Consider the following 25,962-nt stretch of genomic DNA (forward strand, 5'->3'; position numbering starts at 1 on the left):
GCGGGCGTTTTCTGCACCCTGAAACCCGGCCGGATGCTGTTCACCACATCCGGCCGGATTGCACGCCTTGCTTCTCTGATCGTTGCCCATCACCTGACTCATCAAGGAACCGCCTGAATGAACGCTATTGAGCGCCTGCTTGGCATAATGAAAACGCTGCGCGATCCACAGCATGGTTGCCCATGGGATCGTGAACAGACCTTTGCCACTATTGCGCCCTATACCCTGGAAGAGACTTACGAAGTGCTGGACGCCATTCAGCGCGAAGATTTTGACGACCTGCGCGGCGAACTGGGCGATCTGCTGTTTCAGGTGGTGTTCTATGCGCAGATGGCCAGCGAACAGGAACGCTTCAATTTCGAGGATATCTGTCACGCGATTAGCGACAAGCTGGAGCGACGTCATCCGCATATTTTTGGCGATGCCACAGCAGAAACCAGCAGCGACGTGCTGAAAAACTGGGAAGCGATTAAAACTGCCGAGCGTGCGGACAAAGCCCAGCATTCCGCGCTGGATGATATCCCCAAAGCGCTGCCCGCATTGATGCGCGCCCACAAGATTCAGAAGCGCTGTCACAACGTCGGCTTCGACTGGACTACGCTGGGACCGGTGGTGGCGAAAGTGCACGAAGAGATTGATGAAGTGATGCACGAGGCGCAGCAGAGCGTGGTGGATGGCGAGAAGCTGGAAGAGGAGATTGGCGACCTGCTGTTTGCCACGGTTAATTTGTCACGCCATCTTGGCAGCAAAGCCGAAACCGCACTGCAAAAGGCGAATGACAAGTTTGAGCGCCGGTTCCGTGAAGTGGAAGCGATTATCAATGCACAAGGTCTCAGCATGCCGGGCGCCACACTGGAGCAAATGGAGGCTGCCTGGCAGCAGGTGAAACAGGACGAGAAGCGCTGATTATTCCACCGCTGTGCATAAAATCGCCGTTTACGCTTACTCGATTCAGCGCGGCGGCAACTTTGTGACGCACATCAACATTTCATCGGCAGCTATCCGCTATGTTAAGACGCAGCAATGCGTTGGAGGATGGCTGTGATTCATCAATTGTGGCTGATAGCGGTTTCCAGTATACTGTTTTCCCGTCCTGGTTATTCCACCGTCTTTAAACCTAAACTCTCAGGTTCAGCATGACAACGAATTATATTTTTGTGACCGGCGGGGTCGTTTCCTCTCTGGGTAAAGGCATTGCCGCAGCCTCCCTCGCAGCCATTCTCGAAGCGCGTGGTCTGAACGTGACCATCATGAAGCTGGACCCGTATATTAACGTGGATCCAGGCACCATGAGCCCGACACAGCACGGTGAAGTTTTCGTCACTGATGACGGCGCTGAAACCGATCTGGATTTGGGTCACTACGAACGCTTCATCCGCACCAAAATGTCGCGTCGTAACAACTTCACCACTGGCCGTATCTACTCAGAAGTCCTGCGCAAAGAGCGCCGTGGCGACTATCTGGGCGCAACTATTCAGGTTATCCCGCACATCACCAACGCCATCAAAGAACGCATCATTGAAGGCGGTGAAGGTCATGATGTGGTGCTGGTTGAAATCGGCGGCACGGTAGGAGATATCGAATCACTGCCGTTCCTGGAAGCGATTCGCCAGATGGCCGTGGATGTGGGCCGCGAACACACGATGTATATGCACCTGACGCTGGTGCCTTATATGGCGGCGGCGGGTGAAGTGAAAACGAAACCGACTCAGCACTCTGTAAAAGAGCTGCTGTCGATTGGTATCCAGCCAGATGTGCTGATTTGCCGTTCTGACCGTGCCGTACCGGCCAATGAACGTGCCAAAATCGCCCTGTTCTGTAACGTCCCTGAAAAAGCGGTTATTTCGCTGAAAGACGTTGATTCCATCTACAAGATTCCTGGCATGCTGAAGTCGCAGGGCCTGGATGACTATATCTGTAAGCGCTTCAACCTGAATGCACCGGAAGCCAACCTGGCTGAGTGGGAGCAGGTGATTTACGAAGAAGCCAATCCGGGTGGTGAAGTCACCATCGGTATGGTGGGCAAGTATGTTGAGCTGCCGGATGCCTACAAGTCAGTCATCGAAGCGCTGAAACATGGCGGCCTGAAAAATCGCGTCACTGTGAACATCAAACTGATCGATTCGCAGGATGTTGAGTCACGTGGTGTCGAATTACTGAAAGATTTGGATGCGATTCTGATTCCAGGTGGCTTCGGTTACCGTGGCGTGGAAGGCAAGCTGATGACCGCGCAATACGCACGTGAAAACAACGTGCCTTACCTCGGCATCTGCCTGGGTATGCAGGTCGCGCTGATGGAGTTTGCCCGCAATGTCGCTGGCATGCCTGGCGCCAACTCCACTGAATTTGTGCCAGACTGTAAATATCCGGTGGTGGCATTAATCACCGAATGGCGTGACGAAGATGGCAACGTCGAAGTCCGCAGCGAGCAGAGCGATCTGGGCGGCACCATGCGTCTGGGCAGCCAGCAGTGTCAGTTAACACCGGGCAGTCAGGTTCGCCAGCTCTACGGCTCTGACACCATCGTTGAGCGCCATCGCCACCGCTATGAAGTGAACAATATGCTGTTAAAGCAGATTGAAGCAGCCGGTCTGCGCGTAGCAGGTCGCTCGGGTGATGATCAACTGGTTGAGATTATCGAACTCCCGAACCATCCGTGGTTTGTGGCTTGCCAGTTCCACCCTGAGTTTACCTCGACCCCACGCGACGGCCATCCGTTGTTTGCCGGCTTTGTTAAAGCCGCGCATGAGCATCAGAAGCGTTTAGCAAAGTAAGTTTCACAGGCAGCGCGCGAACTTTTCGCGCGTTGCCTGTCTTAGGATTGACTAACTTGTACTGAGGAAAATCGTAATGTCCAAAATCGTAAAAGTCATCGGTCGCGAAATTATCGACTCACGTGGTAACCCGACTGTTGAAGCTGAAGTGCATCTGGAAGGCGGTTTCGTTGGCCTGGCCGCTGCGCCATCAGGTGCCTCTACCGGTTCACGCGAAGCGCTGGAACTGCGTGACGGTGACAAATCACGTTTCCTGGGCAAAGGCGTAACCAAAGCCGTTGCTGCAGTAAACGGTCCGATTGCTGAAGCGGTAAAAGGCAAAGACGCGAAAGATCAGGCGAACATCGATAAGATCATGATCGACCTGGACGGTACTGAGAACAAATCTAACTTCGGTGCTAACGCCATTCTGGCCGTTTCACTGGCAGCGGCTAAAGCTGCTGCAGCCTCTAAAGGTCAGCCGCTGTATGAGCACATCGCTGAACTGAACGGCACCCCAGGCAAATACTCTATGCCACTGCCAATGATGAACATCATCAACGGCGGCGAGCATGCCGACAACAACGTCGACATCCAGGAGTTCATGATTCAGCCGGTTGGTGCAGCAAACCTGAAAGAAGCCATCCGTATGGGTTCTGAAGTTTTCCACAACCTGGCAAAAGTGCTGAAAAGCAAAGGCATGAGCACTGCAGTGGGTGACGAAGGTGGCTACGCGCCTAACCTGGGTTCTAACGCTGAAGCCCTGGCCGTTATCGCTGAAGCGGTAAAAGCAGCAGGCTACGAGCTGGGTAAAGACATCACCCTGGCAATGGACTGTGCAGCATCTGAGTTCTACAAAGATGGCAAATATGTTCTGGCCGGTGAAGGCGGTAAAGCGTTTACCTCTGAAGAGTTCACCCACTTCCTGGAAGATCTGACTAAACAGTATCCGATCGTTTCTATCGAAGATGGCCTGGACGAATCTGACTGGGACGGCTTCGCTTACCAGACTAAAGTGCTGGGCGACAAAATCCAGCTGGTGGGCGATGATCTGTTCGTCACCAACACCAAAATCCTGAAAGAAGGTATCGATAAAGGTATCGCTAACTCCATTCTGATCAAATTCAACCAGATCGGTTCTCTGACCGAAACCCTGGCTGCGATCAAAATGGCGAAAGACGCGGGCTACACTGCCGTGATCTCTCACCGTTCAGGCGAAACCGAAGATGCCACCATCGCTGACCTGGCGGTAGGTACTGCAGCGGGCCAGATCAAAACCGGTTCAATGAGCCGTTCTGACCGTGTTGCTAAGTACAACCAGCTGATCCGCATCGAAGAAGCGCTGGGTTCTAAAGCGCCATTCAACGGTCTGAAAGAAGTTAAAGGTCAGTAATGACCCTGTGCTGATGTCGCGTTAAGCGGCATCGCATATTCTGAAAGCCCCGCCTTGTGCGGGGCTTTTGCTTTTTCGTGTCGCGCAGCTGTTGTTGTGCGGCACACGCTGGCATAATCAGCGCCCCGATTTCTCCAGGCGAGTAAAAAATGTTCTACCCGATTAACGAAATGTTCCAGACACTGCAGGGCGAAGGTTATTACACCGGCGTGCCTGCCATTTTCATTCGCTTACAGGGATGCCCGGTGGGCTGTAGCTGGTGCGATACCAAACACACCTGGGAAAAGCGGACAGATCGGGAAACGTCGCTGGGCGATATTTTGATCAAGACAGTGGAAAGCGATGCGTGGGGTGATGCCGACGCGGCGACACTGGTGAATGCCATTGCACAGCAGGGCTGGACGGCCCGGCACGTGGTGATTACCGGCGGCGAACCGGCGATTTACGATCTGCGTCCGTTAACGACTGCGCTGGAACAGCACGGTTTTCAATGTCAGATTGAGACCAGCGGAACGCACGAGATTCACTGTTCCGAACAGACCTGGGTGACCGTCTCCCCGAAAGTCAACATGCGCGGCGGTTATGATGTGCTGCCTCAGGCGCTGAGCCGGGCCGATGAAATCAAGCATCCGGTGGCGCGCGAGCGTGATGTGGACGCGCTGGATCTGCTGCTGGCAGGAATAGACGACACTAAAGCCCGGATCATCGCGTTACAGCCGATCAGCCGCAAAGATGATGCCACCCGACTCTGCATCGAGACCTGCATTGCACGTAACTGGCGTCTGTCGATGCAAACCCATAAGTACCTGAATATTGCCTGATTACGCGTATTGCGTGGTTAATCGCGGGGAAACGAGCGTGAAGGGCGGGACGGAGAGGAAATAGCGTCGGATCGAAGGGTTCGATCCGACAGGCTTAGCCGCGGTAAACGCAGCCTGCAGTGCAGGTTTCTTTGATCATCACCGCGCTTAACAGCGGCAGTTCTGGCTTCATCTGATCCCAGATCCATTTTGCCAGCACTTCGCTGGTGGGATTTTCCAGGCCAGGAATATCATTCAGATAGTAGTGATCCAGCCGATTATAGAGGGGCTTAAACGCCGCCTTCAGTTCAGCAAAATCCATAACCCAGCCGGTATGCGCATCCACTTCGCCGGTAATCTCCAGACGAACCAGGAACGAATGACCGTGCAGACGGCCACATTTGTGTCCGGCCGGCACATTCGGTAGATGGTGCGCGGCTTCGAACTGGAACTCTTTAAACAAGGTGGTAGACATAGTGGTTCTCAGACATTAAAAAACCGCTGAATTCTACCTGATTACCGCTTTTTTCGCACCCGCACCGCACAAACCGATACGTTTCCCGCGGCGTTAATTCCCGGTAACCAGCTAATCAACTGATATATCACCGCTTTGCTTACCACTTTTAACGATTATGCCTACCTGGAAAACCCTTTAGTCATTTTGGTTATTTGATATGTCGAAGGTGTATTTAATCGTTAATATACAGACCGGTAACCTACGCACTCTTCCGCCATTTACGGTCCGGACTTCTGATACTGGAATTTTTAACGCGATGACGACTCAGGCACCTGGTTCTATGCTTCCGCTCTCACCGGAACAACTCGCCCGCTTACAGGCGGCGACGACAGATTATTCCCCGACTCAACTGGCGTGGCTGTCCGGCTATTTCTGGGGTCGGGTAGAACAGACGCCAGGTAGCGCCGTCGCAGGCAGTACACCCGCTCCGGTAGACGTGCCCGCCATTACGCTGCTTTCTGCCTCCCAGACTGGCAATGCCCGTCGTCTGGCTGAGCAGTTGCGTGATGACCTGCTGGCCGCGAAGCTCAACGTAAACCTGGTGAACGCCGGTGATTACAAGTTCAAACAGATTGGCCAGGAAAAAATGCTGGTCGTGGTGACCTCCACCCAGGGCGAAGGTGAGCCGCCGGAAGAGGCGGTGGCACTGCATAAATTCCTGATGTCGAAAAAGGCACCGAAAATGGCCGGTGCAGCCTTTGCGGTGTTTGGCCTGGGCGACACCTCGTACGAATTTTTCAGTCAGGCGGGCAAAGATTTTGACAACCGTCTGGCAGAGCTGGGTGGCGAGCGTCTGCTGGATCGCGTCGATGCGGATGTTGAGTATGCTGAGCAGGCTTCCGCCTGGCGCAGTGCGCTGACGGAAATTCTGAAAAAGCGCGTGCCGACCGAATCCCCGGCGCAGGCTGCGGCGACAGCGGCAGGCAGCGTCAACGAAGTCACCACCAGTCCCTACAGCAAAGAGTCTCCGCTCAGCGCCAGTCTGGCGGTAAATCAGAAAATCACCGGACGTGACTCAGACAAAGATGTGCGCCATATCGAAATCGATCTGGGCGACTCGGGTCTCCGCTACCAGCCTGGCGATGCGCTGGGCGTCTGGTATGAAAATGACGCGGCGCTGGTCAGCGAGCTGCTGGAGCTGGTCTGGCTGAAAGGCGATGAGTCAGTAGAGGTTCAGGGCAAAACCCTGCCGCTGGCGGAGGCGCTGCAGAAACATTTCGAGCTGACGGTGAATACTGCGCAGATCGTGGCGCAGTACGCCCAGCTGTCCCGCAACGCCGAGCTGCTGTCACTGGTGGATGATAAAGCCAGGCTGCAGCAGTATGCGCAGCACTATCCGATTGTGGATATGGTGCGTCTGGCCCCGGCTGAACTCACCGCAGAACAGCTGACCGGCCTGCTGCGACCGCTGACGCCGCGACTCTACTCTATTGCCTCCTCACAGGCCGAAACCGAGTCCGAAGTTCACATTACCGTAGGTGCAGTGCGCTTTGATATTGAAGGTCGCCAGCGCGGCGGCGGGGCTTCGACCTGGCTGGCCGATCGCATCGAAGAAGAGGGCGAGGTCCGGGTCTTCATCGAACACAACGACAATTTCCGCCTGCCGGCTAATCCGGACGCGCCTGTGATCATGATTGGTCCGGGCACCGGCATCGCGCCGTTCCGCGCCTTTATGCAGCAACGCGACAACGACGGTGCCAGCGGTAAAAACTGGCTATTCTTTGGTAATCCGCACTTCACCGACGATTTCCTCTACCAGGTGGAGTGGCAGAAATATGTGAAGGATGGCCTGCTGACGAATATCGACCTCGCCTGGTCACGCGATCAGGCAGAGAAGATTTACGTACAGGATAAGATCCGTGCGAAAGGGGCCGAAGTCTGGCGCTGGATTGAAGAGGGCGCGCATCTTTATGTCTGTGGCGATGCGAACCGTATGGCAAAAGACGTCGAGCAGGCACTGCTGGATGTGGTGGTCGAACACGGCGGAATGGATCGTGAAACGGCCGACGAATTTTTAAGTGAGCTGCGCATTGAGCGCCGTTATCAGCGAGACGTTTACTAATGAGCGATAAACACCCTGGACCGCTGGTTGTCGAAGGCAAATTAACAGACGCTGAGCGTCTGAAGAAGCAGAGCAACTATCTGCGCGGCACCATCAAAGAAGATCTGGAAGAAGGTCTGACCGGCGGTTTCACCGGCGACAACTTCCTGCTGATCCGCTTTCACGGCATGTACCAGCAGGATGACCGCGACATTCGCGCCGAACGTGCCGAGCAGAAGCTGGAGCCGCGTCACGCAATGATGCTGCGCTGCCGACTGCCAGGCGGCATCATTACGCCGACCCAGTGGCTGGCTATCGACAAATTTGCTACCGATAAAACCATTTACGGCAGCATCCGTCTGACCAACCGTCAGACCTTCCAGTTTCACGGCATTCTGAAGAAGAACGTCAAGCCAACGCATCAGATGCTGCATGAAGTGGGACTGGATGCGCTGGCGACCGCCAACGACGTAAACCGTAACGTGCTCTGTACCTCGAACCCGGTAGAGTCTGAGCTGCATCAGGAAGCCTATGAGTGGGCGAAGAAGCTCTCTGAGCATCTGCTGCCGCGCACCCGTGCCTATGCAGAGATCTGGTGGGATAAAGAAAAAGTCGCAACCACTGATGAAGAGCCGATTCTCGGTGAAACCTATCTGCCGCGTAAATTCAAAACCACAGTCGTGATTCCGCCGCACAACGATGTGGATCTGCACGCCAACGATCTGAACTTTGTTGCGGTCGCTGAGAATGGCAAGCTGGTGGGCTTCAACCTGCTGGTGGGCGGCGGCCTGTCGATCGAGCACGGTAACAAAGCGACTTACGCGCGCACCGCCAGCGAGTTTGGGTACTTCCCGGTAGAGAAGATCCTTGATGTGGCCGAGGCGGTTGTGACGACTCAGCGCGACTGGGGCAACCGTACCGATCGTAAAAACGCCAAAACCAAATACACCCTGGAACGCGTTGGCGTCGAGACGTTTAAAGCGGAAGTTGAAAAACGTGCTGGTGTGACGTTTGAGCCGATTCGTCCGTATGAGTTCACCACCCGTGGCGATCGTATTGGCTGGATCAAAGGCATCGACAACAAATGGCACCTGACGCTGTTTATTGAAAATGGCCGTCTGCTCGATTATCCGGGCCGACCGCTGAAAAGCGGCATCGCTGAAATTGCGAAAATTCATCAGGGTGATTTCCGTCTGACCGCTAACCAGAATCTGATTGTGGCAGGCGTGCCGGAAAGTGAGAAAGCGCAGATCGAAGCGATCGCCCGTGAGCATGGTCTGATGGATCAGGTTACGCCTCAGCGCGAAAACTCGATGGCCTGCGTCGCGTTCCCGACCTGTCCGCTGGCGATGGCAGAAGCCGAACGTTTCCTGCCAGCGTTTGTGACCAAAGTAGAAGGCATCATGCACGCGCATGGCGTCGGCGATGAGCACATAGTGTTACGCGTTACCGGTTGTCCGAACGGTTGCGGCCGTGCCATGCTGGCTGAGCTGGGTCTGGTGGGTAAAGCGCCAGGCCGCTACAACCTGCATCTGGGCGGAAACCGCAGCGGAACGCGTATTCCCCGTATGTACCGTGAAAACATTAACGAAAGCGAAATTCTCGCCACGATTGATGAGCTGGTGGGACGCTGGGCCACCGAGCGCCAGGCCGCAGAAGGCTTTGGTGACTTCACCATCCGCGCGGGCATTGTTGCGCCGGTGCTGGACCCGGCACGCGATTTTTGGGAGGAAGCAAAATGAGTCAGCCCGACCTCGCAGCACTGAATGAGATGTCCAAAGTCCAGCGTGCCATGGCGCTGGCCGCGACCAATGCGCAGCTGGAGAAGTCTTCAGCGGAAGAGCGGGTCAGCTGGGCGCTGGAGAATCTGCCGGGTGCTTATGTGCTCTCCTCCAGTTTCGGTATTCAGGCCGCGGTGTCGCTGCACCTGGTGACGCGCCAGCAGCCCGATATTCCGGTGATCCTGACCGACACCGGCTATCTGTTCCCGGAGACCTATCGTTTTATTGATGAGCTGGCGGACCAGCTCAATCTCAACCTCAAAGTGTTTCGCGCCGAGACCTCACCGGCCTGGCAGGAAGCGCGTTACGGCAAACTGTGGGAGCAGGGCGTCGAGGGGATTGAGAAATATAACGAGATTAACAAAGTCGAGCCGATGAACCGCGCCATCGAATCCCTGGGCGCGCAGACCTGGTTTGCTGGCCTCCGCCGCGACCAGTCAGGCAGCCGGGCGAATCTGCCGGTGCTGGGTGTACAGCGTGGCGTCTTTAAGCTGCTGCCGATTATCGACTGGGATAACCGCCAGATTCATCAGTACCTGGAGCAGCACAAGCTTAAGTACCATCCGCTGTGGGATGAAGGCTATCTTTCGGTGGGCGATACCCACACCACCCGCAAGTGGGAGCCGGGTATGGCAGAAGAAGAGACACGCTTCTTCGGTCTCAAGCGCGAGTGTGGTCTGCACGAAGGGTAATACCGAGCTTCTCTCCCTGAAATCAGGGAGAGAAGTGCTTCTTGACGGTCAGGCGGAAAGTTAAACGCCTTTTAATCCGGCAAACGCCTCCGCTGCACGGGTCACATTCACTTTCGTCACCTCATACTCTGCCACCGCCACAAACGGATCTTCCGCTAAGATCGCATCCAGCGCTTCACGCGCCATCTCCCTGACCAGCAGCATGCCACCTGTGCGTGGATCTTTACGTCCTGCGGCAATAAAACTGCCTGCCTCAAAATAGCGGTCAAGCCATTCAATATGGCCTGCCAGCAGCGCCTCAACCTCTTCTATCGGACGAATGTAATTCAGAAAGACCACATACATGTCAGATCCTCACACTTTGGGATTGGTCAGTTCGCTGATCAGCGGCAGCAGCACGCGGACACTGTCACGGGTGCGCAGGGCTATCTGGCCCGGCAGCCAGCGGTCGAGATAGTTCAGATTATCCAGGTCAGTCTGATGACGGGTCACGCCATCAGGAAAGTGCGGGCTACGATGACGCTGTAGTGCGCCATCTTTGTTACCCAGCGACCAGTTACTGGCAGTAACATTCAGCAGCGGAAAGCCTGCCTTGTCAAAGGCATTGAGGCCATTGAAGTCCTTGCGATTCAGCTGATGACTGGCAGCGGGAATGCCTTGCTGACGCGCCAGTAGCAGGGCGCGATCGCTGGTCTGTTTGCGCACCGCCCGGGGCGTGTTCATGCCGCTGTTGAAATAGAGATGATCGCCAGTGATCAGGCTATTCAGATTGATGACCAGCAGCGTGTTCTTCTTCTCACGGGTGCTCATTCGCTCAACATAATCATCCAGGCCGTGCAGATCCGCTTCTCCGGCGCTCAGCGCCACAAAGCGAATGCCATAGTGAAGCGGTTTGCGACTCAGTTGCTGCGCCAGTTCCAGCATCACGCCAAGACCTGACGCATTGTCATCAACACCCTGCAGGCGTAAGCCGCCCAGATTGTGATGGACCTGGTTGCTGTTTTGCGGCGTCCAGGTATCCAGGTGCGCCACGATCAGAATCTCCTGTGGCACGCTGCCTGCGCGCGCAGCAATGACGGAGGTTGCCGTCAGTTTATGCCAGCGCTGCGTGCCGTCATCTTCCTGCCATTTGTAGCCCGTGTTGAACTGGCGGGTATCGGTTTTATAACCCAGCGCGGTAAATTGTTGCTGCAGATAGTCCGTGGCCATCAATTCAGCCGGACTGCCGCTCATGCGGCCAGGAAAATAAGTGGCGATGTGCCGGACCTGCTGTTCGGCAAACTGACCTGTCGGCGTGGCTAAAACCAGCGGGGAAATGAGTGCGCTAAACAAAACTGTCGCTACCCTCAGGCGGAGGTAACAAAACATAATGCGTCCTTTTTTTTCATTATTCGATAGGCATTCAACATGCGGACCTGAGTCAGTCATGCCGCGCGTATTATACCCTCTTTGTTCTGCGACCTGGTTAACGGAATAAGTTGCTGCCTTAACATAATGGGGTAACGCGTGTTTATTGCTGGCACTTATCTGCTTTTACAGTTACAGGCACAGAGGCGAATCTGTGAACCTGTTCACGAAAAAGCCATTATATTTCATCCGCTAAGACCAAATTGTTCTGTGCTTTGCGAAGTCTTTATTCCATTCGGTAACTACTCATTCCAATTCGTAATTTCAACTGCATAAACCCGGCGACGTATAGTCGCGTTAATACAAAGTTAAAACATCAGGGTTAACGTGGACTATTTGCCTCTTTTTGCCGATCTCTCTGGCCGCCCGGTTCTGGTTGTCGGCGGTGGAGATATTGCGGCGCGAAAAATTGAACTACTGCGCCGTGCGCGTGCGCGCGTTCTGATCGCCTCGCGTGAACTCTGCCCTGAACTGCAGGCACTGCTGGAAAAGCAGGAGCTGGAGTGGCTGGCGACTGAATTTGACCCGGCCCAGCTGGATGGGGTTTTCCTGGTGATCGCCGCGACCGACGACAACCATCTCAACACCCAGGTCTTTGAAGCTGCAAACGCGCGGCAGAAGCTGGTTAACGTGGTTGATGACCAGCCAAAATGCACCTTTATCTTCCCCTCGATTGTTGACCGCTCACCTCTGGTGGTGGCGATCTCCTCCAGCGGCACCGCACCGGTGCTGGCACGTATGCTGCGCGAAAAAATCGAAACGCTGTTGCCTGCCAGTCTCGGCCAGATGGCTGAGGTAGCCGGGCTCTGGCGCGATAAAGTTAAAGCACGCTTCAGCCGCATGTCTGACCGTCGACGCTTCTGGGAACGCGCTTTCGATGGCCGGTTCGCCAGTGAGATGTCAGCCGGTAACGTCGAAGAGGCGAAACGTACCCTGGACCGTGAACTGCAGGAAGAGCCAACCCGTCAGGGCGAGATTTTCCTGGTGGGTGCCGGACCGGGCGACAGCGGCCTACTGACGCTGCGCGGCCTGCAGGTGATGCAGTTAGCGGATGTGGTGCTTTACGACCATCTGGTCAGTGAAGAGGTGCTGGACCTGGTGCGCCGCGATGCCGACCGCATCTGCGTCGGCAAACGAGCCAGCGCGCACACGTTGCCGCAGGAAGAGATTAATCAGTTGCTGGTTTCACTGGCGCTGAAAGGCAAGCGCGTCGTCCGCCTCAAGGGCGGCGATCCCTTTATCTTTGGCCGTGGCGGCGAAGAGCTGCAGGCGGCTCAGCAGGCGGGCATTCCGTTCCAGGTGGTGCCGGGCGTCACCGCGGCTGCCGGTGCGACGGCCTATGCCGGGATTCCGCTGACCCACCGCGATTACGCGCAGAGCGTAATGTTTATTACGGGTCACTGCCGTCCCGATGGGGATGACATTGACTGGCCATCACTGGCGCGTGCGCGTCAGACGCTGGCGATCTACATGGGAACGGTTAAAGCAGCTGCCATCAGCGCGGCGCTGATTCAGCATGGTCGCGCGCCATCAACGCCGGTGGCGGTGATCAGTCGCGGCACCCGTCAGGATCAACAGGTGCTGACCGGCACCTTAGAACAACTTGAGGCGCTGGCCGCCTCGGCACCTACTCCGGCGCTACTGGTGATCGGAGAGGTGGTTAATCTGCACGGGCAACTCGCCTGGTTTAAACATTCGGCACAGCAGGGGGCTCGCGAGTCCGCCGTTGTCAATCTGGCTTGAGGGAAAATCATGGACCAAAAACGACTCACTCATCTGCGTCAGCTGGAGGCGGAGAGTATCCACATCATTCGCGAAGTCGCGGCCGAGTTCAGCAATCCGGTGATGATGTACTCCATCGGTAAAGACTCCTCGGTAATGCTGCATCTGGCGCGTAAAGCCTTTTATCCTGGCACGCTGCCGTTCCCGTTGCTGCATGTGGATACCGGCTGGAAATTCCGTGAAATGTACGAGTTTCGCGACCGCACCGTGAAAGCGATGGGCGCAGAGTTGCTGGTTCACCGCAACCCGGAAGGCGTGGCGATGGGGATTAACCCGTTTGTCCACGGCAGTGCCAAACACACTGACATCATGAAAACCGAAGGGCTGAAGCAGGCGCTGAATAAATATGGTTTTGATGCGGCCTTTGGCGGCGCACGTCGTGATGAAGAGAAGTCTCGCGCCAAAGAGCGTATCTACTCTTTCCGCGACCGCTTCCATCGCTGGGACCCGAAAAACCAGCGTCCTGAGCTGTGGCACAACTACAACGGCCAGATCAACAAGGGCGAGAGCATCCGCGTCTTCCCGCTGTCGAACTGGACTGAACTGGATATCTGGCAGTACATCTTCCTGGAAAACATCGAGATCGTGCCGCTCTACCTCGCCGCGCCGCGTCCGGTGCTGGAGCGTGATGGCATGCTGATGATGATCGATGACGATCGCATCAACCTGCAGCCGGGTGAAGAGATCACCCAACGGATGGTTCGCTTCCGCACGCTCGGCTGCTGGCCGCTGACCGGCGCGGTAGAGTCCGACGCGCAGACGCTGCCTGAGATCATCGAAGAGATGCTGGTCTCTACAACCAGTGAGCGTCAGGGCCGCATGATCGACCGCGATCAGTCCGGTTCGATGGAACTGAAAAAACGTCAGGGTTATTTCTAAGGAGACGCCAGATGAATACCGTAATTGCACAACAGATTGCCGACCAGGGCGGCGTTGAAGCCTGGCTGACCGCGCAACAGCATAAGAGCCTGCTGCGTTTTCTGACCTGCGGCAGCGTTGACGACGGAAAAAGTACCCTGATTGGGCGTCTGCTACATGACACCCGTCAGATCTATGAAGATCAGCTTTCATCGCTGCATAATGACAGCAAACGTCACGGCACCCAGGGCGAGAAACTCGATCTGGCGCTGCTGGTGGATGGTCTGCAGGCTGAGCGTGAGCAGGGCATTACCATTGATGTGGCCTACCGCTATTTCTCGACTGAAAAGCGTAAATTTATCATCGCCGATACGCCGGGCCATGAGCAGTACACCCGCAATATGGCGACCGGTGCATCAACCTGTGACCTGGCGATTCTGCTGATCGATGCCCGTAAAGGCGTGCTGGATCAGACCCGCCGTCACAGCTTTATTTCGACGCTGCTGGGGATCAAACATCTGGTGGTGGCGATTAATAAGATGGATCTGGTTGAGTACGATCAGGCGCGCTACGAGCAGATCAAACAGGATTACCTGGACTTTGCAGGCCAGTTACCGGATGACCTCGATATCCGCTTTGTGCCGATGTCGGCGCTGGAGGGGGATAACGTGGCATCCGCCAGTCAGACCATGCCATGGTACAGCGGCCCGACGCTGCTGGATGTCCTGGAAACAGTGAAACTGAACCGCGTGGTGGATCACCAGCCGATGCGTTTCCCGGTGCAGTATGTTAACCGTCCTAACCTGGATTTCCGTGGCTATGCCGGTACCCTGGCGTCAGGCAGCGTGCAGGTGGGCCAGCGCGTTAAAGTGCTGCCGTCTGGCGTAGAGTCGACTATTGCCCGCATAGTGACCTTTGATGGCGATCTGCAGGAAGCGGGCGCAGGTGAAGCGATCACCCTGGTGCTGCAGGATGAGATTGATATCAGTCGTGGCGATCTGCTGGTTGATGCCAGCGAAACGCTGGCTGCGGTTCAGTCTGCCAGCGTTGACGTGGTCTGGATGGCAGAACAGCCTCTGCAGGCCGGTCAGAGCTATGATCTGAAAATCGCCGGTAAGAAAACCCGTGGACGGGTAGAGAAAGTCCTGCATCAGGTGGAGATTAACTCGCTGGAGACACGTCAGGTCGATGCGCTGCCGCTAAACGGTATTGGTCGCATTGAATTAACCTTTGACGAACCGATGGTGCTCGACAGCTATCAGCAGAATCCGGTGACCGGCGGCATGATCTTTATCGATCGACTGACCAACGTGACCGTGGGTGCCGGCATGATCCATCAGCCAAACCATGACGCTCCGGTTAATACCGGCGAGTTCAGCGCGTTTGAGCTGGAACTGAATGCACTGGTGCGCCGTCACTTCCCACACTGGAACGCGCGCGACCTGCTGGGCGGTCAATAATGGCTCAGCACGATGATAACGTGGTGTGGCATGATCATCCGGTAACTCGTGCTTCACGCGAACAGCAGCATGGCCATCAGGGCGTGGTGCTGTGGTTCACCGGGCTTTCGGGCTCGGGGAAATCCACAGTCGCAGGCGCGCTGGAGCAGGCGCTGCACCGTATTGGCGTCAGTACCTATCTGCTGGATGGTGACAATGTGCGTCACGGCCTCTGTCGTGACCTCGGCTTCAGCGACGATGACCGCAAAGAGAATATCCGCCGGGTCGGCGAAGTGGCGAAACTGATGGTGGATGCCGGGCTCGTGGTGCTCACTGCCTTTATTTCACCGCATCGCGCCGAGCGCCAGATGGTGCGCGACCTGCTGGAGCCGGGTCAGTTTATCGAAGTGTTTGTCGATACGCCGCTGGCGGTGTGTGAAGCACGCGATCCGAAAGGGTTATACCGCAAAGCACGTGCCGGTGAACTGCGTAATTTCACCGGTATTGACAGCGTCTATGAAGCGCCCGACAGCCCGGAAATCCAGCTGGATGGCGAACAATTGGTTACAAAACTGGCCGCCCAATTGTTAGACGTGCTGCGCGACCGCGATATCATCAGATCCTGAAGAGACAGCGGCAAATCGCTTCGGGTTTGCCGCCCTCGCAACAACAGGATGCCTATGCAGAACATCACACCCATGCTCGCTCGTAAAGATGACTCCTCCCAGGATGAGCCACGCTCATTGCTGCCGGGCGGTGTTATCGGCTTACTCGCTTACTGGTGTGCGCTGGCGCTTCCTTTCCTGCTGTTCGGCTCTAACACGCTGTTCTTCTTTCTCTATACCTGGCCATTCTTTCTGGCGCTGCTGCCGGTTGCCGTGGTCACGGGCATCGCACTGAATACGCTGCTGAGCGGACACTGGATTTGGGCCGCCCTCGCTACAGTCATTATGGTGGTGACTCTCTTCTGGTTAATGTTCTCCTTTCTTTCCGGCTGGTAAGCCTTAACGGCGTCCGTGCTGATGTGCAAACGCATCGGCAGGTTACAAAACTTTTCCCGTCAGAATCGGTACTGATTGCGCAGAGGCGCAGCAAAGCGCGCCATTTTCGCTGCTGGTGTGGAGTCCTGTGCAAAGTTATGGGATGATTGGGCCGTTTTTAGGGGGCGGGATGGGAAAACTGACGTTACTGTTATTGGTGCTGCTTGGCTGGCTGCAATATTCATTGTGGCTGGGGAAAAATGGCATCCATGACTATACGCGCGTCAATGATGATGTCGCGGTACAACAGGCAAACAATGCCAAACTTAAATCGCGAAACGATCAGCTGTTTGCCGAAATTGACGATCTCAATGGCGGCTCGGAAGCGATCGAGGAGCGTGCACGCAATGAACTGGGCATGATTAAGCCCGGTGAGACCTTCTATCGTCTGGTGCCTGACCAGAACAAACGTAACGCGCAACAATCAGCGCAAAACCTACAACGATAAAACATGAACACTCTGGCCTCCCTTGCGGATGTGATTGCCGTGGTGCCCGCTGCCGGAATCGGCAGCCGCATGCAGGCAACCTGTCCGAAGCAGTATCTGACGATTGGTCAGCACACCCTTCTGGAACACAGCATTGCACGTCTGTTTTCCCATCCCGCCATCAGACAGGTGATTGTCGCCCTCAGTCCCGATGACCAGCACTTCGCTTCATTGCCGCTGGCACGCGATCCGCGTGTGCTCAGGGTCACAGGCGGCGAGACCCGCGCTGAATCGGTGCTGGCCGGATTACAGGCCGCACAGGGTTCGGCCTGGGTGCTGGTCCATGATGCTGCGCGTCCCTGTCTGCATCCCGACGATCTTCAGAAACTGCTTAACGTGCGTGAACAGAGCCACGTGGGCGGAATTCTGGCTGCGCCAGTGCGCGACACCATGAAACGGGGCGAGCCGGGCAAAGCCGCAGTGGCCCATACCGTGGAACGCGACGATCTCTGGCACGCCTTAACGCCGCAATTTTTCCCGCATGCGCTGCTCACTGCCTGCCTGACGCGGGCGCTGACAGAAGGCGCAACCATCACCGATGAAGCATCGGCGCTGGAGTATTGCGGCTATCATCCGCTGCTGGTCAGCGGACGCAGTGATAACATCAAAGTCACCCGGCCAGAAGATCTGGCGCTGGCGGCTTTTTATCTGAGTCAGATTCAATTAAAGGAGAGCGCATGATGCGTATCGGTCACGGTTTTGACGTTCACGCCTTTGGCGGAGAGGGTCCGTTAGTGATTGGCGGTGTGCGGATCCCATTTGAACACGGTTTTATCGCCCATTCGGATGGCGATGTGGCGCTGCATGCGCTGACTGATGCGCTGCTGGGCGCTGTGGCGATGGGCGATATCGGCAAGTTATTCCCCGACACCGATCCGGCCTTTAAAGGGGCGGACAGCCGCGGCCTGCTGCGTGAGGCCTGGCGTCGTATCGAAGCCAAAGGCTATCGCATCGGTAATGTCGACGTCACAATTATTGCTCAGGCACCGAAAATGCTGCCGCATGTGCCACAGATGCGCATCAACATCGCAGAAGATCTGGGCTGCCATATGGATGCGGTCAACGTCAAAGCGACCACCACTGAGAAACTCGGCTTTACCGGGCGCGGTGAAGGCATTGCCTGTGAAGCGGTCGCGTTAGTCCTGAAAGCTGACAGCCAATGAGTCTGAATTACCTGCACGGCACACCTGTGGCCTCTGGCGTGATCAAAGCCAGTCCCGAAGATTTCGTGGTAGTTGAAGATCTCGGCTATGGCGCGGATGGTGAAGGTGAGCATCTGTTGGTGCGGATCCGTAAAACAGGTGCGAATACCCGTTTTGTGGCAGAAGCGCTGGCTAAGTACCTGGGTATTCATCCGCGCGACATGAGTTATGCCGGAATGAAAGATCGCCATGCGGTGACGGAACAGACCCTCTGTTTTCGCCTGCCGGGTAATGCGATGCCCGACCTGCGCGGTTTTACGCTGGAAGGGGTTGAGATTTTGCAGGCGGTACGCCACAAGCGTAAGCTGCGCATCGGCGCACTGGCGGGGAATGCGTTCCGGCTGGTCATCCGTCAGATCAGCGATTGTGATGCGGTTGAAACGCGTCTGACGCAGATCCGCGATGCGGGCGCGCCCAACTATTTTGGTGAGCAGCGTTTTGGGCGCGGCGGCAATAACCTGGTGATGGCAGAAAAGTGGGCGCGCAATGAGATCATTGTCCGTGACCGCAACAAGCGCAGCCTGATGCTCTCTGCCGCGCGCAGTGCGCTGTTTAATCAGGTGACCAGTGCACGTCTGCAGCAGCAGGGCAGTCTGACTCAGGTGCTCAACGGCGATGCATTGCAGCTGACCGGTCGAGGCAGCTGGTTTGTGGCACAGCCTGAAGAACTGGCCGACTCACAACGGCGGGTTGATCACCATGAGCTGCGGATTACCGCGCCGCTGACGGGACGCGGGGACGCTGGCACGCAGGCTGATGCGCTGGCGTTTGAACAGCAGACGCTGGCTAATGATACGCCGCTGCTGAGCCTCATTGAACGTGAGAAGGTCGATGCAGCCCGCCGCGCCATGCTGGTGGTGCCACGGGATATGCAGTGGCGCTGGTGGGATGACGTCACGCTGGAACTGACATTCTGGCTGCCCGCGGGGAGCTTTGCGACCAGCGTGGTCCGGGAGCTGCTGACCTCCGCAGACTCGCTCGATCAGATTGATGAGTAATCTTCGCTGCAACATTACCCGCAGTGTGGGTAATGTTGCGGCAAACCCCCACCGCTGTGTGATTTACGCCTACCACTTCCTTGCGCGCCTCGTTAGAATGCAAAAATCGCTGTCCATTCCTCACCTGTTGCCATGCCGTTAAAACAGGTTCAGTCACGGCGACCAGTCGAATAAAAAAAGGTCAGAACGAAATGCGGATATTGCTCAGCAACGATGACGGCATTCATGCACCGGGTATTCAGACTCTGGCGAAAGCCCTGCGGCAGATTGCTGACGTGCAGGTTGTTGCCCCCGATCGTAACCGAAGCGGTGCCTCTAACTCATTAACGCTGGAAACACCTCTGCGTACCTTTACCCATGAAAACGGCGATATCGCGGTTCAGATGGGAACGCCGACCGATTGCGTATATCTGGGGGTGAATGCGCTGATGCAGCCACGCCCTGACATTGTGGTGTCAGGCATTAATGCCGGTCCCAATCTGGGCGATGATGTGATCTATTCCGGTACGGTGGCAGCAGCGATGGAAGGGCGGCATCTTGGCCTGCCTGCAATCGCTGTGTCGCTCAATGGCCATCAGCACTACGCGACCGCAGCGGCAGTGACCTGCGCGCTTCTCCGGGCGCTGACGCATGAACCCCTGCGCACTGGCCGCATTCTCAATATCAATGTCCCCGATCTGCCACTCTCCGAGCTGAAAGGTATCCGCGTGACGCGCTGTGGCAGTCGCCATCCGGCTGATCAGGTGATCGCGCAACAGGATCCACGCGGCAATACCCTCTACTGGATAGGTCCACCGGGCGAAAAACTCGATGCAGGCCCGGATACAGATTTCGCTGCCGTTGATCAGGGCTACGTTTCTGTCACCGCGCTGCATGTTGATTTAACGGCGCACAGCGCGCAGAACGTGCTCAGCGACTGGCTGGCAAAAGCTGAGGTGAACCTGGCATGGTGAATCGGCGTATTGAGACATTGCTGTCACAACTGCGTCAGCAGGGCATTGATGATGAAAACCTGCTGAAAGCCATTAGCGAGGTGCCGCGTGAACGCTTTATCGACGAGGCGTTTGAGCATAAAGCCTGGGACAATGTTGCCTTACCTATCGGCTCCGGTCAGACGATATCACAGCCTTACATGGTCGCGCGGATGACCGCGCTGCTCGGGCTTAATCCGCATTCGCGTGTGCTGGAGATTGGCACAGGTTCTGGTTACCAGACGGCGATTCTTGCCCATCTGGTGGACCATGTTTATTCAGTGGAACGCATCAAAGGCCTGCAATGGCAGGCTAAACGCCGCCTGAAGCAGCTGGATCTGCACAATGTCTCTACCCGTCATGGCGATGGCTGGGAGGGCTGGCCTTCACGGGGGCCGTTCGACGCCATTATTGTCACTGCCGCACCTCCGGAAATTCCGATTGCGCTGATAGCACAACTGGCAGAAGGCGGCATTATGGTGCTGCCGGTTGGCGAAGAGCAGCAGGTACTCAAGCGGCTGCGTCGTCAGGGCGAAGAGGTCATCGAGGAGATCATTGAGCCGGTGCGTTTTGTTCCGCTGGTGCAGGGCGATCTGGCCTGATGCTCTTCGTATTTCTTCACAACTGTTTCATGGCACCACGTACCTGATGTTGTTACTATCCAGTTTATTCAACAAAAATGCAGAAATTATCGCGCCACGCAGAGCATTCTGCTGACAGGTACAGTGAAGCAGATAGATCAGAGTTGCCATCACGGGGGATTAATGAGCACGGGAAGCACACTTTTTCAGTTACGCCGTCTGGCGGCGCTTTCACTGGTAGGTTTTTGGCTGGCAGGCTGCAGCTCCAGCGACAATTCTCAGGCACCTATCAGTCGCGTTGGCGATGAGGGCGGCATGATGAACAGTCAGGCGGGAGGAGGCCAGGTTTCTGGTGGCATTCCAGCCGCGCCGTCTCAGGGACAAATGTTAAGCAGAAATTCATCATCTACCCCCAGCAATGGTGGAATGATTAGTACCAGCAGTAATGTTGAGACGCAGAATGGCCGGATAGTGTACAACCGCAGTTACCAGAATATTCCTAAGGGTAGCTATTCCGGTGAAACATATACCGTTAAGCGTGGCGACACGTTGTTTTATATTGCCTGGATTACCGGCAATGATTTCCGTGACTTAGCCCAGCGCAACAACGTTCCCGCGCCTTATAGCCTGAATGTCGGCCAGACTTTACAGATTGGAAATGGGTCGGGTCAGCCGATTACCGGTGGCAATCCCATTACCGTTGCTGATGCAACACAGGGCGGGGTCCCTGTGGCACCACAAATTAAATCGCCTGTTGTTGCACAGCAACCTGTTATTACGTATTCTGATGATTCGGGTAATTCGGGTGGCAGCAAATTGTTGCCTTCGAAAGGAGCAAATGTTGCAACGACAACAGCTCCAGTAGTTACCGCACCCCCAACGGTTAGCAGTACAACCAACAGTTCAACGCCGGTCGGAAGCTGGCGCTGGCCGACTGACGGGAAGATTATCGATAACTTCTCTGCCGCCGAAGGTGGCAATAAAGGTATCGATATCGCCGGGACGCGCGGACAATCTGTTGTCGCCACTGCTTCAGGACGAGTGGTTTACGCAGGTAACGCACTCCGGGGTTACGGTAATTTAATCATCATCAAACACAATGATGATTACCTGAGCGCCTACGCCCACAACGATACAATGCTGGTTCGGGAACAACAGGAAGTTAAGGCGGGGCAAAAAATCGCTACCATGGGTAGCACCGGAACCAGTTCAGTCAGATTACACTTTGAAATTCGTTACAAGGGGAAATCCGTAAACCCGTTGCGTTATTTGCCGCAGCGATAATCCGGCAGAACAAAACAGATGTATGTTCTGCCCTGGAATCACGGGTAGGAGCCGCTTATGAGCCAGAATACGCTGAAAGTAAACGAGTTACATGAGAACGCGGAATTCGATGAGAACGGAGCTGAAATTTTTGACGAGAAGGCACTCGTTGAAAACGAAGCCAGTGATAGCGACGTAGCGGAAGAAGAGTTGCTTTCACAGGGTGCGACGCAGCGTGTATTAGATGCGACGCAGCTCTATCTCGGGGAGATTGGCTATTCTCCGTTGTTAACGGCAGAGGAAGAAGTTTTCTTCGCTCGCCGTGCATTGCGGGGTGATATCCCTTCCCGTCGCCGTATGATCGAAAGTAACTTACGTTTGGTGGTGAAAATCGCCCGTCGTTACAGCAATCGTGGTTTAGCTCTGCTGGACCTGATTGAAGAAGGTAACCTCGGCCTGATTCGCGCCGTAGAGAAATTTGACCCGGAGCGCGGGTTCCGTTTCTCAACGTACGCCACCTGGTGGATTCGTCAGACAATTGAACGGGCGATCATGAATCAAACCCGTACCATCCGTCTGCCGATTCACATTGTAAAAGAACTGAATGTTTATCTGCGTACAGCGCGTGAACTTTCCCACAAGCTCGACCATGAGCCAAGTGCGGAAGAGATCGCCGAACAGCTGGATAAGCCGGTTGATGACGTAAGCCGCATGTTACGTCTTAACGAACGCATTACCTCGGTTGATACGCCATTAGGCGGTGATTCTGAAAAAGCGCTGCTGGACATTCTGGCCGATGAAAAAGACAACGGCCCGGAAGACACCACGCAGGACGATGATATGAAACAAAGCATCGTCAAATGGCTGTTCGAACTGAACGCCAAGCAGCGTGAAGTGCTGGCGCGTCGTTTCGGCCTGTTGGGCTATGAAGCGGCAACACTTGAGGATGTAGGTCGTGAAATCGGCTTAACCCGCGAGCGTGTACGCCAGATTCAGGTTGAAGGTTTGCGCCGTCTGCGCGAAATCCTGCAGGCGCAGGGCCTCAGCATTGAAGCACTGTTTCGTGAATAATCGTATTTAAGCTGGTCTGAGTAAGAATGCAAAAAGCGATGGTGAAAACCATCGCTTTTTTTATGTCTGCAGAAAATTTTTGCTGTTGATTAACGGCGCACCGCGCAATAACGCGGTGCGCCACACTGTCAGACCAGCGATTTAAGACGATAAATCCAGTCGAGCGCCTGGCGCGGTGTCAGCGTATCCGGATCCAGCGCCTCAAGTGCTTCCACGGCAGGCGAGGTCTCTTCAACCAGCAGCGGTAGCTGAGAACCATCGATCGTCGATGAAGCCGAATGGTTTGAAACGTTCTCAAGTTCTTTGAGCTTATTGCGCGCCCGCTTAATCACCTCTTTAGGCACGCCCGCCAGCGCTGCGACCGCCAGACCGTAACTCTTACTCGCGGCCCCTTCCTGCACGCTGTGCATAAAGGCGATAGTGTCACCGTGCTCAACCGCATCCAGATGGACGTTGACCACGCCTTCCATTTTTTCCGGCAGGGTGGTCAGCTCAAAGTAATGGGTAGCAAACAGCGTCATTGCCTTGATGCGATTCGCCAGGTTTTCGGCGCAGGCCCAGGCCAGCGATAAACCGTCGTAGGTGGAGGTTCCGCGTCCAATCTCATCCATCAGCACCAGGCTGTTTTCGGTGGCGTTGTGCAGGATGTTGGCGGTTTCGGTCATTTCAACCATAAAGGTCGAGCGCCCGGAGGCGAGATCGTCTGCGGCACCGACACGGGTAAAGATGCGATCCAGCGGACCAATCAGCGTCTCATCGGCGGGAACAAAACTGCCGATCCATGCCATCAGTGCAATCAGTGCTGCCTGCCGCATATAGGTACTCTTACCGCCCATGTTTGGCCCGGTAATGATTAACATCCTGCGCTGGGGTGCCAGCGACAGCGGGTTAGCAATAAACGGCTCTTTCAGAACCTGTTCAACCACCGGATGGCGACCCCCGCTGATTTTAATCCCGGCTTTTTCCTGCAAGACCGGACGGCAATAGTTCAGTGACCAGGCGCGTTCCGCCAGGTTGCTCAACACATCCAGCTCTGCCAGCGCGGCAGCACTCAGCTGCAGTGCTTCAAGGTGCGGCAGCAACTGGTCGAACAGTGCCTCATACAGGCTTTTCTCCAGCGACAGCGCTTTGCCCTTCGAGGTGAGGACCTTGTCTTCGTACTCTTTCAGTTCAGGAATGATGTAGCGTTCAGCGTTTTTCAGCGTCTGACGACGGACATAGTGCATCGGAACCTGATGACTCTGTCCTCGGCTGACCTGGATGTAGTAGCCATGCACACCGTTAAAGCCGACTTTAAGGGTATCCAGTCCCAGCTTTTCGCGTTCGCGAATCTCCAGCCGGTCAAGATAGTCGGTTGCGCCATCGGCCAGCGCGCGCCACTCATCCAGCTCTGCGTTATAACCAGGCGCAATTACTCCGCCGTCACGGATCAGCACAGGCGGTGACTCAATCACCGCCTGCTCCAGCAGCTCACGTAACGCGGTGAACTCGCCCATCTGCACGCGCAGTTTCTGCAGCTGCGGTGCTTCAACATCGGCCAGCAGCTGGTTCAGTTCTGGCAGTTGCTGAAACGCATGACGCATGCGGGCCAGATCGCGCGGACGGGCTGTACGCAGCGCCAGGCGGGCCAGGATTCGCTCAAGATCGCCGACCTGACGCAGCACTGGCTGCAATACGTCGCTGAGATTTTGCAGCTCAGCAATCGACTCCTGACGCTGGTTGATGATGCGCGCATCGCGCAGCGGCATATGCAGCCAGCGCTTCAGCATCCGGCTGCCCATCGGTGTGACGGTTTTATCCAGCACGGCCGCTAAGGTGTTGTCGGTGCCGCCGGCCAGGTTCTGGGTGATCTCCAGATTACGGCGGGTGGCGGCATCCATGATGATGCTGTCCTGCTGCCGCTCCATGCTCAGCGAGCGGATATGGGGCAGCGTAGTGCGCTGGGTATCTTTGACATATTGCAGCAGGCAGCCCGCCGCACTCAGTCCGAGGTGCGCATTCTCCACGCCGAAGCCATTGAGATCGCGGGTGCCAAATTGCAGGTTCAGCTGCTGACGCGCGGTGTCGATTTCAAACTCCCACAGCGGACGGCGGCGCAGGCCACGTCGCTGATCAATCAGCGACATCGCCTGAAAATCTTCGGGGTAGAGCAGTTCAGCGGGATTGGTGCGTTGCAGCTCTGCCGCCATGGTTTCTGCATCGGCAGGCTCGCTCAGGCGGAAACGGCCTGAACTGATATCCAGCGTGGCGTAGCCAAAACCGCGCGGACTTTGCACGATTGCAGCCAGCAGGTTGTCGTGCCGCTCCTGCAGCAGCGCCTCATCACTGATGGTGCCTGGCGTGACGATTCGCACCACTTTGCGCTCAACCGGGCCTTTGCTTAGTGCCGGATCGCCTATCTGCTCACAGATGGCCACGGACTCGCCCAACTGCACCAGTTTTGCCAGATAACCTTCAACCGCATGATAGGGCACGCCAGCCATCGGGATCGGTTCACCCGCTGACGCACCGCGTTTGGTGAGTGAAATCTCCAGCAGCTGAGAGGCGCGCTTTGCGTCGTCATAAAACAGCTCGTAGAAGTCACCCATACGGTAAAACAGCAGAATGTCAGGATGCTCTGCCTTGAGGCGCAGGTACTGCTGCATCATTGGGGTGTGTGAATCTAAATTCACGTTGTCATTCAGTGACATAATCTATTTATTCCATTGATTTTAAAGTAAATTGTGATTTTTGTTGTTCTCATTAGATATCACGTTGTCTCATAAAAAATCACCAAATCCCACTTGTAAGTGTAGGTCAAAGTGTAGGTTGTTATGTAGGTTATGGTATAATTGCACTAAATAAACTCACAACCTACACTTGGAAAGAAAAGCTGGGTTACAGCCT

At 55.6% G+C, this 25,962-nt stretch carries 24 protein-coding genes; 20 read left to right on the forward strand and 4 right to left on the reverse strand.

Annotated elements, in window-relative coordinates; all coding sequences use genetic code 11:
• Window positions 1–117 precede the first annotated feature (117 nt).
• The 4 genes from mazG to queE all read left to right on the forward strand — a co-directional run bounded on the left by mazG (window position 118) and on the right by queE (window position 4,967).
• Window positions 118–906 carry a nucleoside triphosphate pyrophosphohydrolase gene (gene mazG, locus LQK91_RS16615; protein ID WP_105099863.1) on the forward strand — a complete coding sequence of 263 codons (789 nt, stop codon included), beginning with the start codon at window positions 118–120 and terminating at the stop codon, window positions 904–906.
• A gap of 230 nt (window positions 907–1,136) precedes the next feature.
• Window positions 1,137–2,774 (forward strand): glutamine hydrolyzing CTP synthase, encoded by a 1,638-nt coding sequence (gene pyrG, locus LQK91_RS16620; protein ID WP_003854607.1) that lies wholly within the window; start codon window positions 1,137–1,139, stop codon window positions 2,772–2,774.
• Between the two features lie 76 nt (window positions 2,775–2,850).
• Window positions 2,851–4,146 (forward strand): phosphopyruvate hydratase, encoded by a 1,296-nt coding sequence (eno, locus tag LQK91_RS16625; protein ID WP_008927112.1) that lies wholly within the window; start codon window positions 2,851–2,853, stop codon window positions 4,144–4,146.
• A 149-nt stretch (window positions 4,147–4,295) separates the two neighbouring features.
• Window positions 4,296–4,967 carry a 7-carboxy-7-deazaguanine synthase QueE gene (gene queE, locus LQK91_RS16630; protein WP_008927111.1) on the forward strand — a complete coding sequence of 224 codons (672 nt, stop codon included), beginning with the start codon at window positions 4,296–4,298 and terminating at the stop codon, window positions 4,965–4,967.
• Between the two features lie 94 nt (window positions 4,968–5,061).
• On the opposite strand, the gene queD is transcribed toward queE, so the two are convergent.
• A complete protein-coding gene (gene queD, locus LQK91_RS16635) occupies window positions 5,062–5,421 on the reverse strand; it encodes a 6-carboxytetrahydropterin synthase QueD (RefSeq protein ID WP_004571212.1) in 360 nt (119 codons plus the stop codon).
• A 298-nt stretch (window positions 5,422–5,719) separates the two neighbouring features.
• Here queD and cysJ point away from each other — a divergent pair, with 298 nt between their 5' ends.
• The 3 genes from cysJ to LQK91_RS16650 are packed head-to-tail and all read left to right on the forward strand — an operon-like array spanning window position 5,720 to window position 9,977.
• The gene (gene cysJ / locus LQK91_RS16640) at window positions 5,720–7,525 is read left to right on the forward strand and encodes an NADPH-dependent assimilatory sulfite reductase flavoprotein subunit (protein WP_033743630.1); all 1,806 of its coding nucleotides are present in this window, start codon (window positions 5,720–5,722) and stop codon (window positions 7,523–7,525) included.
• Complete coding sequence (gene cysI / locus LQK91_RS16645; protein WP_004571210.1) at window positions 7,525–9,246, forward strand: assimilatory sulfite reductase (NADPH) hemoprotein subunit; 1,722 nt, start codon at window positions 7,525–7,527, stop codon at window positions 9,244–9,246. The genes cysJ and cysI overlap by 1 nt, the downstream gene beginning before the upstream one ends.
• The gene (locus LQK91_RS16650; protein ID WP_090965720.1) at window positions 9,243–9,977 is read left to right on the forward strand and encodes a phosphoadenylyl-sulfate reductase; all 735 of its coding nucleotides are present in this window, start codon (window positions 9,243–9,245) and stop codon (window positions 9,975–9,977) included. The genes cysI and LQK91_RS16650 overlap by 4 nt, the downstream gene beginning before the upstream one ends.
• A 60-nt stretch (window positions 9,978–10,037) precedes the next feature.
• Here the strand turns inward: LQK91_RS16650 and LQK91_RS16655 are convergent, their stop codons facing one another.
• Together LQK91_RS16655 and LQK91_RS16660 are read right to left on the reverse strand one after the other, a co-directional pair.
• Window positions 10,038–10,322 (reverse strand): YciI family protein, encoded by a 285-nt coding sequence (locus tag LQK91_RS16655; RefSeq protein WP_004571208.1) that lies wholly within the window; start codon window positions 10,320–10,322, stop codon window positions 10,038–10,040.
• A 9-nt stretch (window positions 10,323–10,331) separates the two neighbouring features.
• Window positions 10,332–11,345, reverse strand: coding sequence for an aminopeptidase (locus LQK91_RS16660; RefSeq protein WP_039660772.1), 1,014 nt, complete (start codon window positions 11,343–11,345; stop codon window positions 10,332–10,334).
• 366 nt (window positions 11,346–11,711) lie between these two features.
• On the opposite strand from LQK91_RS16660, the gene cysG reads away from it, so the two are divergent.
• The 13 genes from cysG to rpoS all read left to right on the forward strand — a co-directional run bounded on the left by cysG (window position 11,712) and on the right by rpoS (window position 23,076).
• Window positions 11,712–13,127: a siroheme synthase CysG gene (gene cysG / locus LQK91_RS16665; protein ID WP_105099862.1), complete on the forward strand. Its 1,416-nt coding sequence runs from the start codon at window positions 11,712–11,714 to the stop codon at window positions 13,125–13,127.
• Between the two features lie 9 nt (window positions 13,128–13,136).
• Window positions 13,137–14,045, forward strand: coding sequence for a sulfate adenylyltransferase subunit CysD (gene cysD / locus LQK91_RS16670; protein WP_004571204.1), 909 nt, complete (start codon window positions 13,137–13,139; stop codon window positions 14,043–14,045).
• 11 nt (window positions 14,046–14,056) lie between these two features.
• Window positions 14,057–15,484: a sulfate adenylyltransferase subunit CysN gene (gene cysN, locus LQK91_RS16675; protein WP_105099861.1), complete on the forward strand. Its 1,428-nt coding sequence runs from the start codon at window positions 14,057–14,059 to the stop codon at window positions 15,482–15,484.
• Window positions 15,484–16,089, forward strand: coding sequence for an adenylyl-sulfate kinase (gene cysC / locus LQK91_RS16680; protein WP_004571202.1), 606 nt, complete (start codon window positions 15,484–15,486; stop codon window positions 16,087–16,089). The genes cysN and cysC overlap by 1 nt, the downstream gene beginning before the upstream one ends.
• Window positions 16,090–16,143: 54 nt before the next feature.
• Window positions 16,144–16,464: a DUF3561 family protein gene (locus tag LQK91_RS16685; RefSeq protein ID WP_003849111.1), complete on the forward strand. Its 321-nt coding sequence runs from the start codon at window positions 16,144–16,146 to the stop codon at window positions 16,462–16,464.
• A 169-nt stretch (window positions 16,465–16,633) separates the two neighbouring features.
• The gene (ftsB, locus tag LQK91_RS16690) at window positions 16,634–16,951 is read left to right on the forward strand and encodes a cell division protein FtsB (RefSeq protein WP_003849108.1); all 318 of its coding nucleotides are present in this window, start codon (window positions 16,634–16,636) and stop codon (window positions 16,949–16,951) included.
• A gap of 3 nt (window positions 16,952–16,954) precedes the next feature.
• The gene (gene ispD, locus LQK91_RS16695) at window positions 16,955–17,671 is read left to right on the forward strand and encodes a 2-C-methyl-D-erythritol 4-phosphate cytidylyltransferase (RefSeq protein ID WP_003849105.1); all 717 of its coding nucleotides are present in this window, start codon (window positions 16,955–16,957) and stop codon (window positions 17,669–17,671) included.
• Window positions 17,671–18,153, forward strand: a complete 483-nt coding sequence (gene ispF / locus LQK91_RS16700; RefSeq protein WP_008927107.1) for a 2-C-methyl-D-erythritol 2,4-cyclodiphosphate synthase — start codon at window positions 17,671–17,673, stop codon at window positions 18,151–18,153. Before ispD ends, ispF begins: the two co-directional genes overlap by 1 nt.
• A complete protein-coding gene (gene truD / locus LQK91_RS16705; protein WP_105099860.1) occupies window positions 18,150–19,190 on the forward strand; it encodes a tRNA pseudouridine(13) synthase TruD in 1,041 nt (346 codons plus the stop codon). Before ispF ends, truD begins: the two co-directional genes overlap by 4 nt.
• Before the next feature lie 191 nt (window positions 19,191–19,381).
• A complete protein-coding gene (gene surE / locus LQK91_RS16710; protein WP_003849099.1) occupies window positions 19,382–20,143 on the forward strand; it encodes a 5'/3'-nucleotidase SurE in 762 nt (253 codons plus the stop codon).
• The gene (locus LQK91_RS16715) at window positions 20,137–20,763 is read left to right on the forward strand and encodes a protein-L-isoaspartate(D-aspartate) O-methyltransferase (protein ID WP_003849097.1); all 627 of its coding nucleotides are present in this window, start codon (window positions 20,137–20,139) and stop codon (window positions 20,761–20,763) included. Before surE ends, LQK91_RS16715 begins: the two co-directional genes overlap by 7 nt.
• Window positions 20,764–20,925: 162 nt before the next feature.
• Complete coding sequence (gene nlpD, locus LQK91_RS16720) at window positions 20,926–22,026, forward strand: murein hydrolase activator NlpD (RefSeq protein ID WP_033743626.1); 1,101 nt, start codon at window positions 20,926–20,928, stop codon at window positions 22,024–22,026.
• A 57-nt stretch (window positions 22,027–22,083) separates the two neighbouring features.
• On the forward strand, window positions 22,084–23,076 hold the full coding sequence (rpoS, locus tag LQK91_RS16725; RefSeq protein ID WP_003849090.1) for an RNA polymerase sigma factor RpoS: 993 nt from the start codon (window positions 22,084–22,086) through the stop codon (window positions 23,074–23,076).
• A 128-nt stretch (window positions 23,077–23,204) separates the two neighbouring features.
• On the opposite strand, the gene mutS is transcribed toward rpoS, so the two are convergent.
• Window positions 23,205–25,766: a DNA mismatch repair protein MutS gene (mutS, locus tag LQK91_RS16730; protein WP_105099859.1), complete on the reverse strand. Its 2,562-nt coding sequence runs from the start codon at window positions 25,764–25,766 to the stop codon at window positions 23,205–23,207.
• Window positions 25,767–25,962: the final 196 nt, after the last annotated feature.

The organism is Pantoea sp. MHSD4 (assembly GCF_021043305.1).
Lineage (GTDB): Bacteria > Pseudomonadota > Gammaproteobacteria > Enterobacterales > Enterobacteriaceae > Pantoea > Pantoea eucalypti.

Coding starts and splice junctions, on each gene's coding strand:
- mazG (WP_105099863.1), top strand. CDS start 118: ATGAACGCTATTGAGCGCCTGCTTGGCATAATGAAAACGCTGCGCGAT.
- pyrG (WP_003854607.1), top strand. CDS start 1,137: ATGACAACGAATTATATTTTTGTGACCGGCGGGGTCGTTTCCTCTCTG.
- eno (WP_008927112.1), top strand. CDS start 2,851: ATGTCCAAAATCGTAAAAGTCATCGGTCGCGAAATTATCGACTCACGT.
- queE (WP_008927111.1), top strand. CDS start 4,296: ATGTTCTACCCGATTAACGAAATGTTCCAGACACTGCAGGGCGAAGGT.
- queD (WP_004571212.1), bottom strand. CDS start 5,421: ATGTCTACCACCTTGTTTAAAGAGTTCCAGTTCGAAGCCGCGCACCAT.
- cysJ (WP_033743630.1), top strand. CDS start 5,720: ATGACGACTCAGGCACCTGGTTCTATGCTTCCGCTCTCACCGGAACAA.
- cysI (WP_004571210.1), top strand. CDS start 7,525: ATGAGCGATAAACACCCTGGACCGCTGGTTGTCGAAGGCAAATTAACA.
- LQK91_RS16650 (WP_090965720.1), top strand. CDS start 9,243: ATGAGTCAGCCCGACCTCGCAGCACTGAATGAGATGTCCAAAGTCCAG.
- LQK91_RS16655 (WP_004571208.1), bottom strand. CDS start 10,322: ATGTATGTGGTCTTTCTGAATTACATTCGTCCGATAGAAGAGGTTGAG.
- LQK91_RS16660 (WP_039660772.1), bottom strand. CDS start 11,345: ATGTTTTGTTACCTCCGCCTGAGGGTAGCGACAGTTTTGTTTAGCGCA.
- cysD (WP_004571204.1), top strand. CDS start 13,137: ATGGACCAAAAACGACTCACTCATCTGCGTCAGCTGGAGGCGGAGAGT.
- cysN (WP_105099861.1), top strand. CDS start 14,057: ATGAATACCGTAATTGCACAACAGATTGCCGACCAGGGCGGCGTTGAA.
- cysC (WP_004571202.1), top strand. CDS start 15,484: ATGGCTCAGCACGATGATAACGTGGTGTGGCATGATCATCCGGTAACT.
- LQK91_RS16685 (WP_003849111.1), top strand. CDS start 16,144: ATGCAGAACATCACACCCATGCTCGCTCGTAAAGATGACTCCTCCCAG.
- ftsB (WP_003849108.1), top strand. CDS start 16,634: ATGGGAAAACTGACGTTACTGTTATTGGTGCTGCTTGGCTGGCTGCAA.
- ispD (WP_003849105.1), top strand. CDS start 16,955: ATGAACACTCTGGCCTCCCTTGCGGATGTGATTGCCGTGGTGCCCGCT.
- ispF (WP_008927107.1), top strand. CDS start 17,671: ATGCGTATCGGTCACGGTTTTGACGTTCACGCCTTTGGCGGAGAGGGT.
- truD (WP_105099860.1), top strand. CDS start 18,150: ATGAGTCTGAATTACCTGCACGGCACACCTGTGGCCTCTGGCGTGATC.
- surE (WP_003849099.1), top strand. CDS start 19,382: ATGCGGATATTGCTCAGCAACGATGACGGCATTCATGCACCGGGTATT.
- LQK91_RS16715 (WP_003849097.1), top strand. CDS start 20,137: ATGGTGAATCGGCGTATTGAGACATTGCTGTCACAACTGCGTCAGCAG.
- nlpD (WP_033743626.1), top strand. CDS start 20,926: ATGAGCACGGGAAGCACACTTTTTCAGTTACGCCGTCTGGCGGCGCTT.
- rpoS (WP_003849090.1), top strand. CDS start 22,084: ATGAGCCAGAATACGCTGAAAGTAAACGAGTTACATGAGAACGCGGAA.
- mutS (WP_105099859.1), bottom strand. CDS start 25,766: ATGTCACTGAATGACAACGTGAATTTAGATTCACACACCCCAATGATG.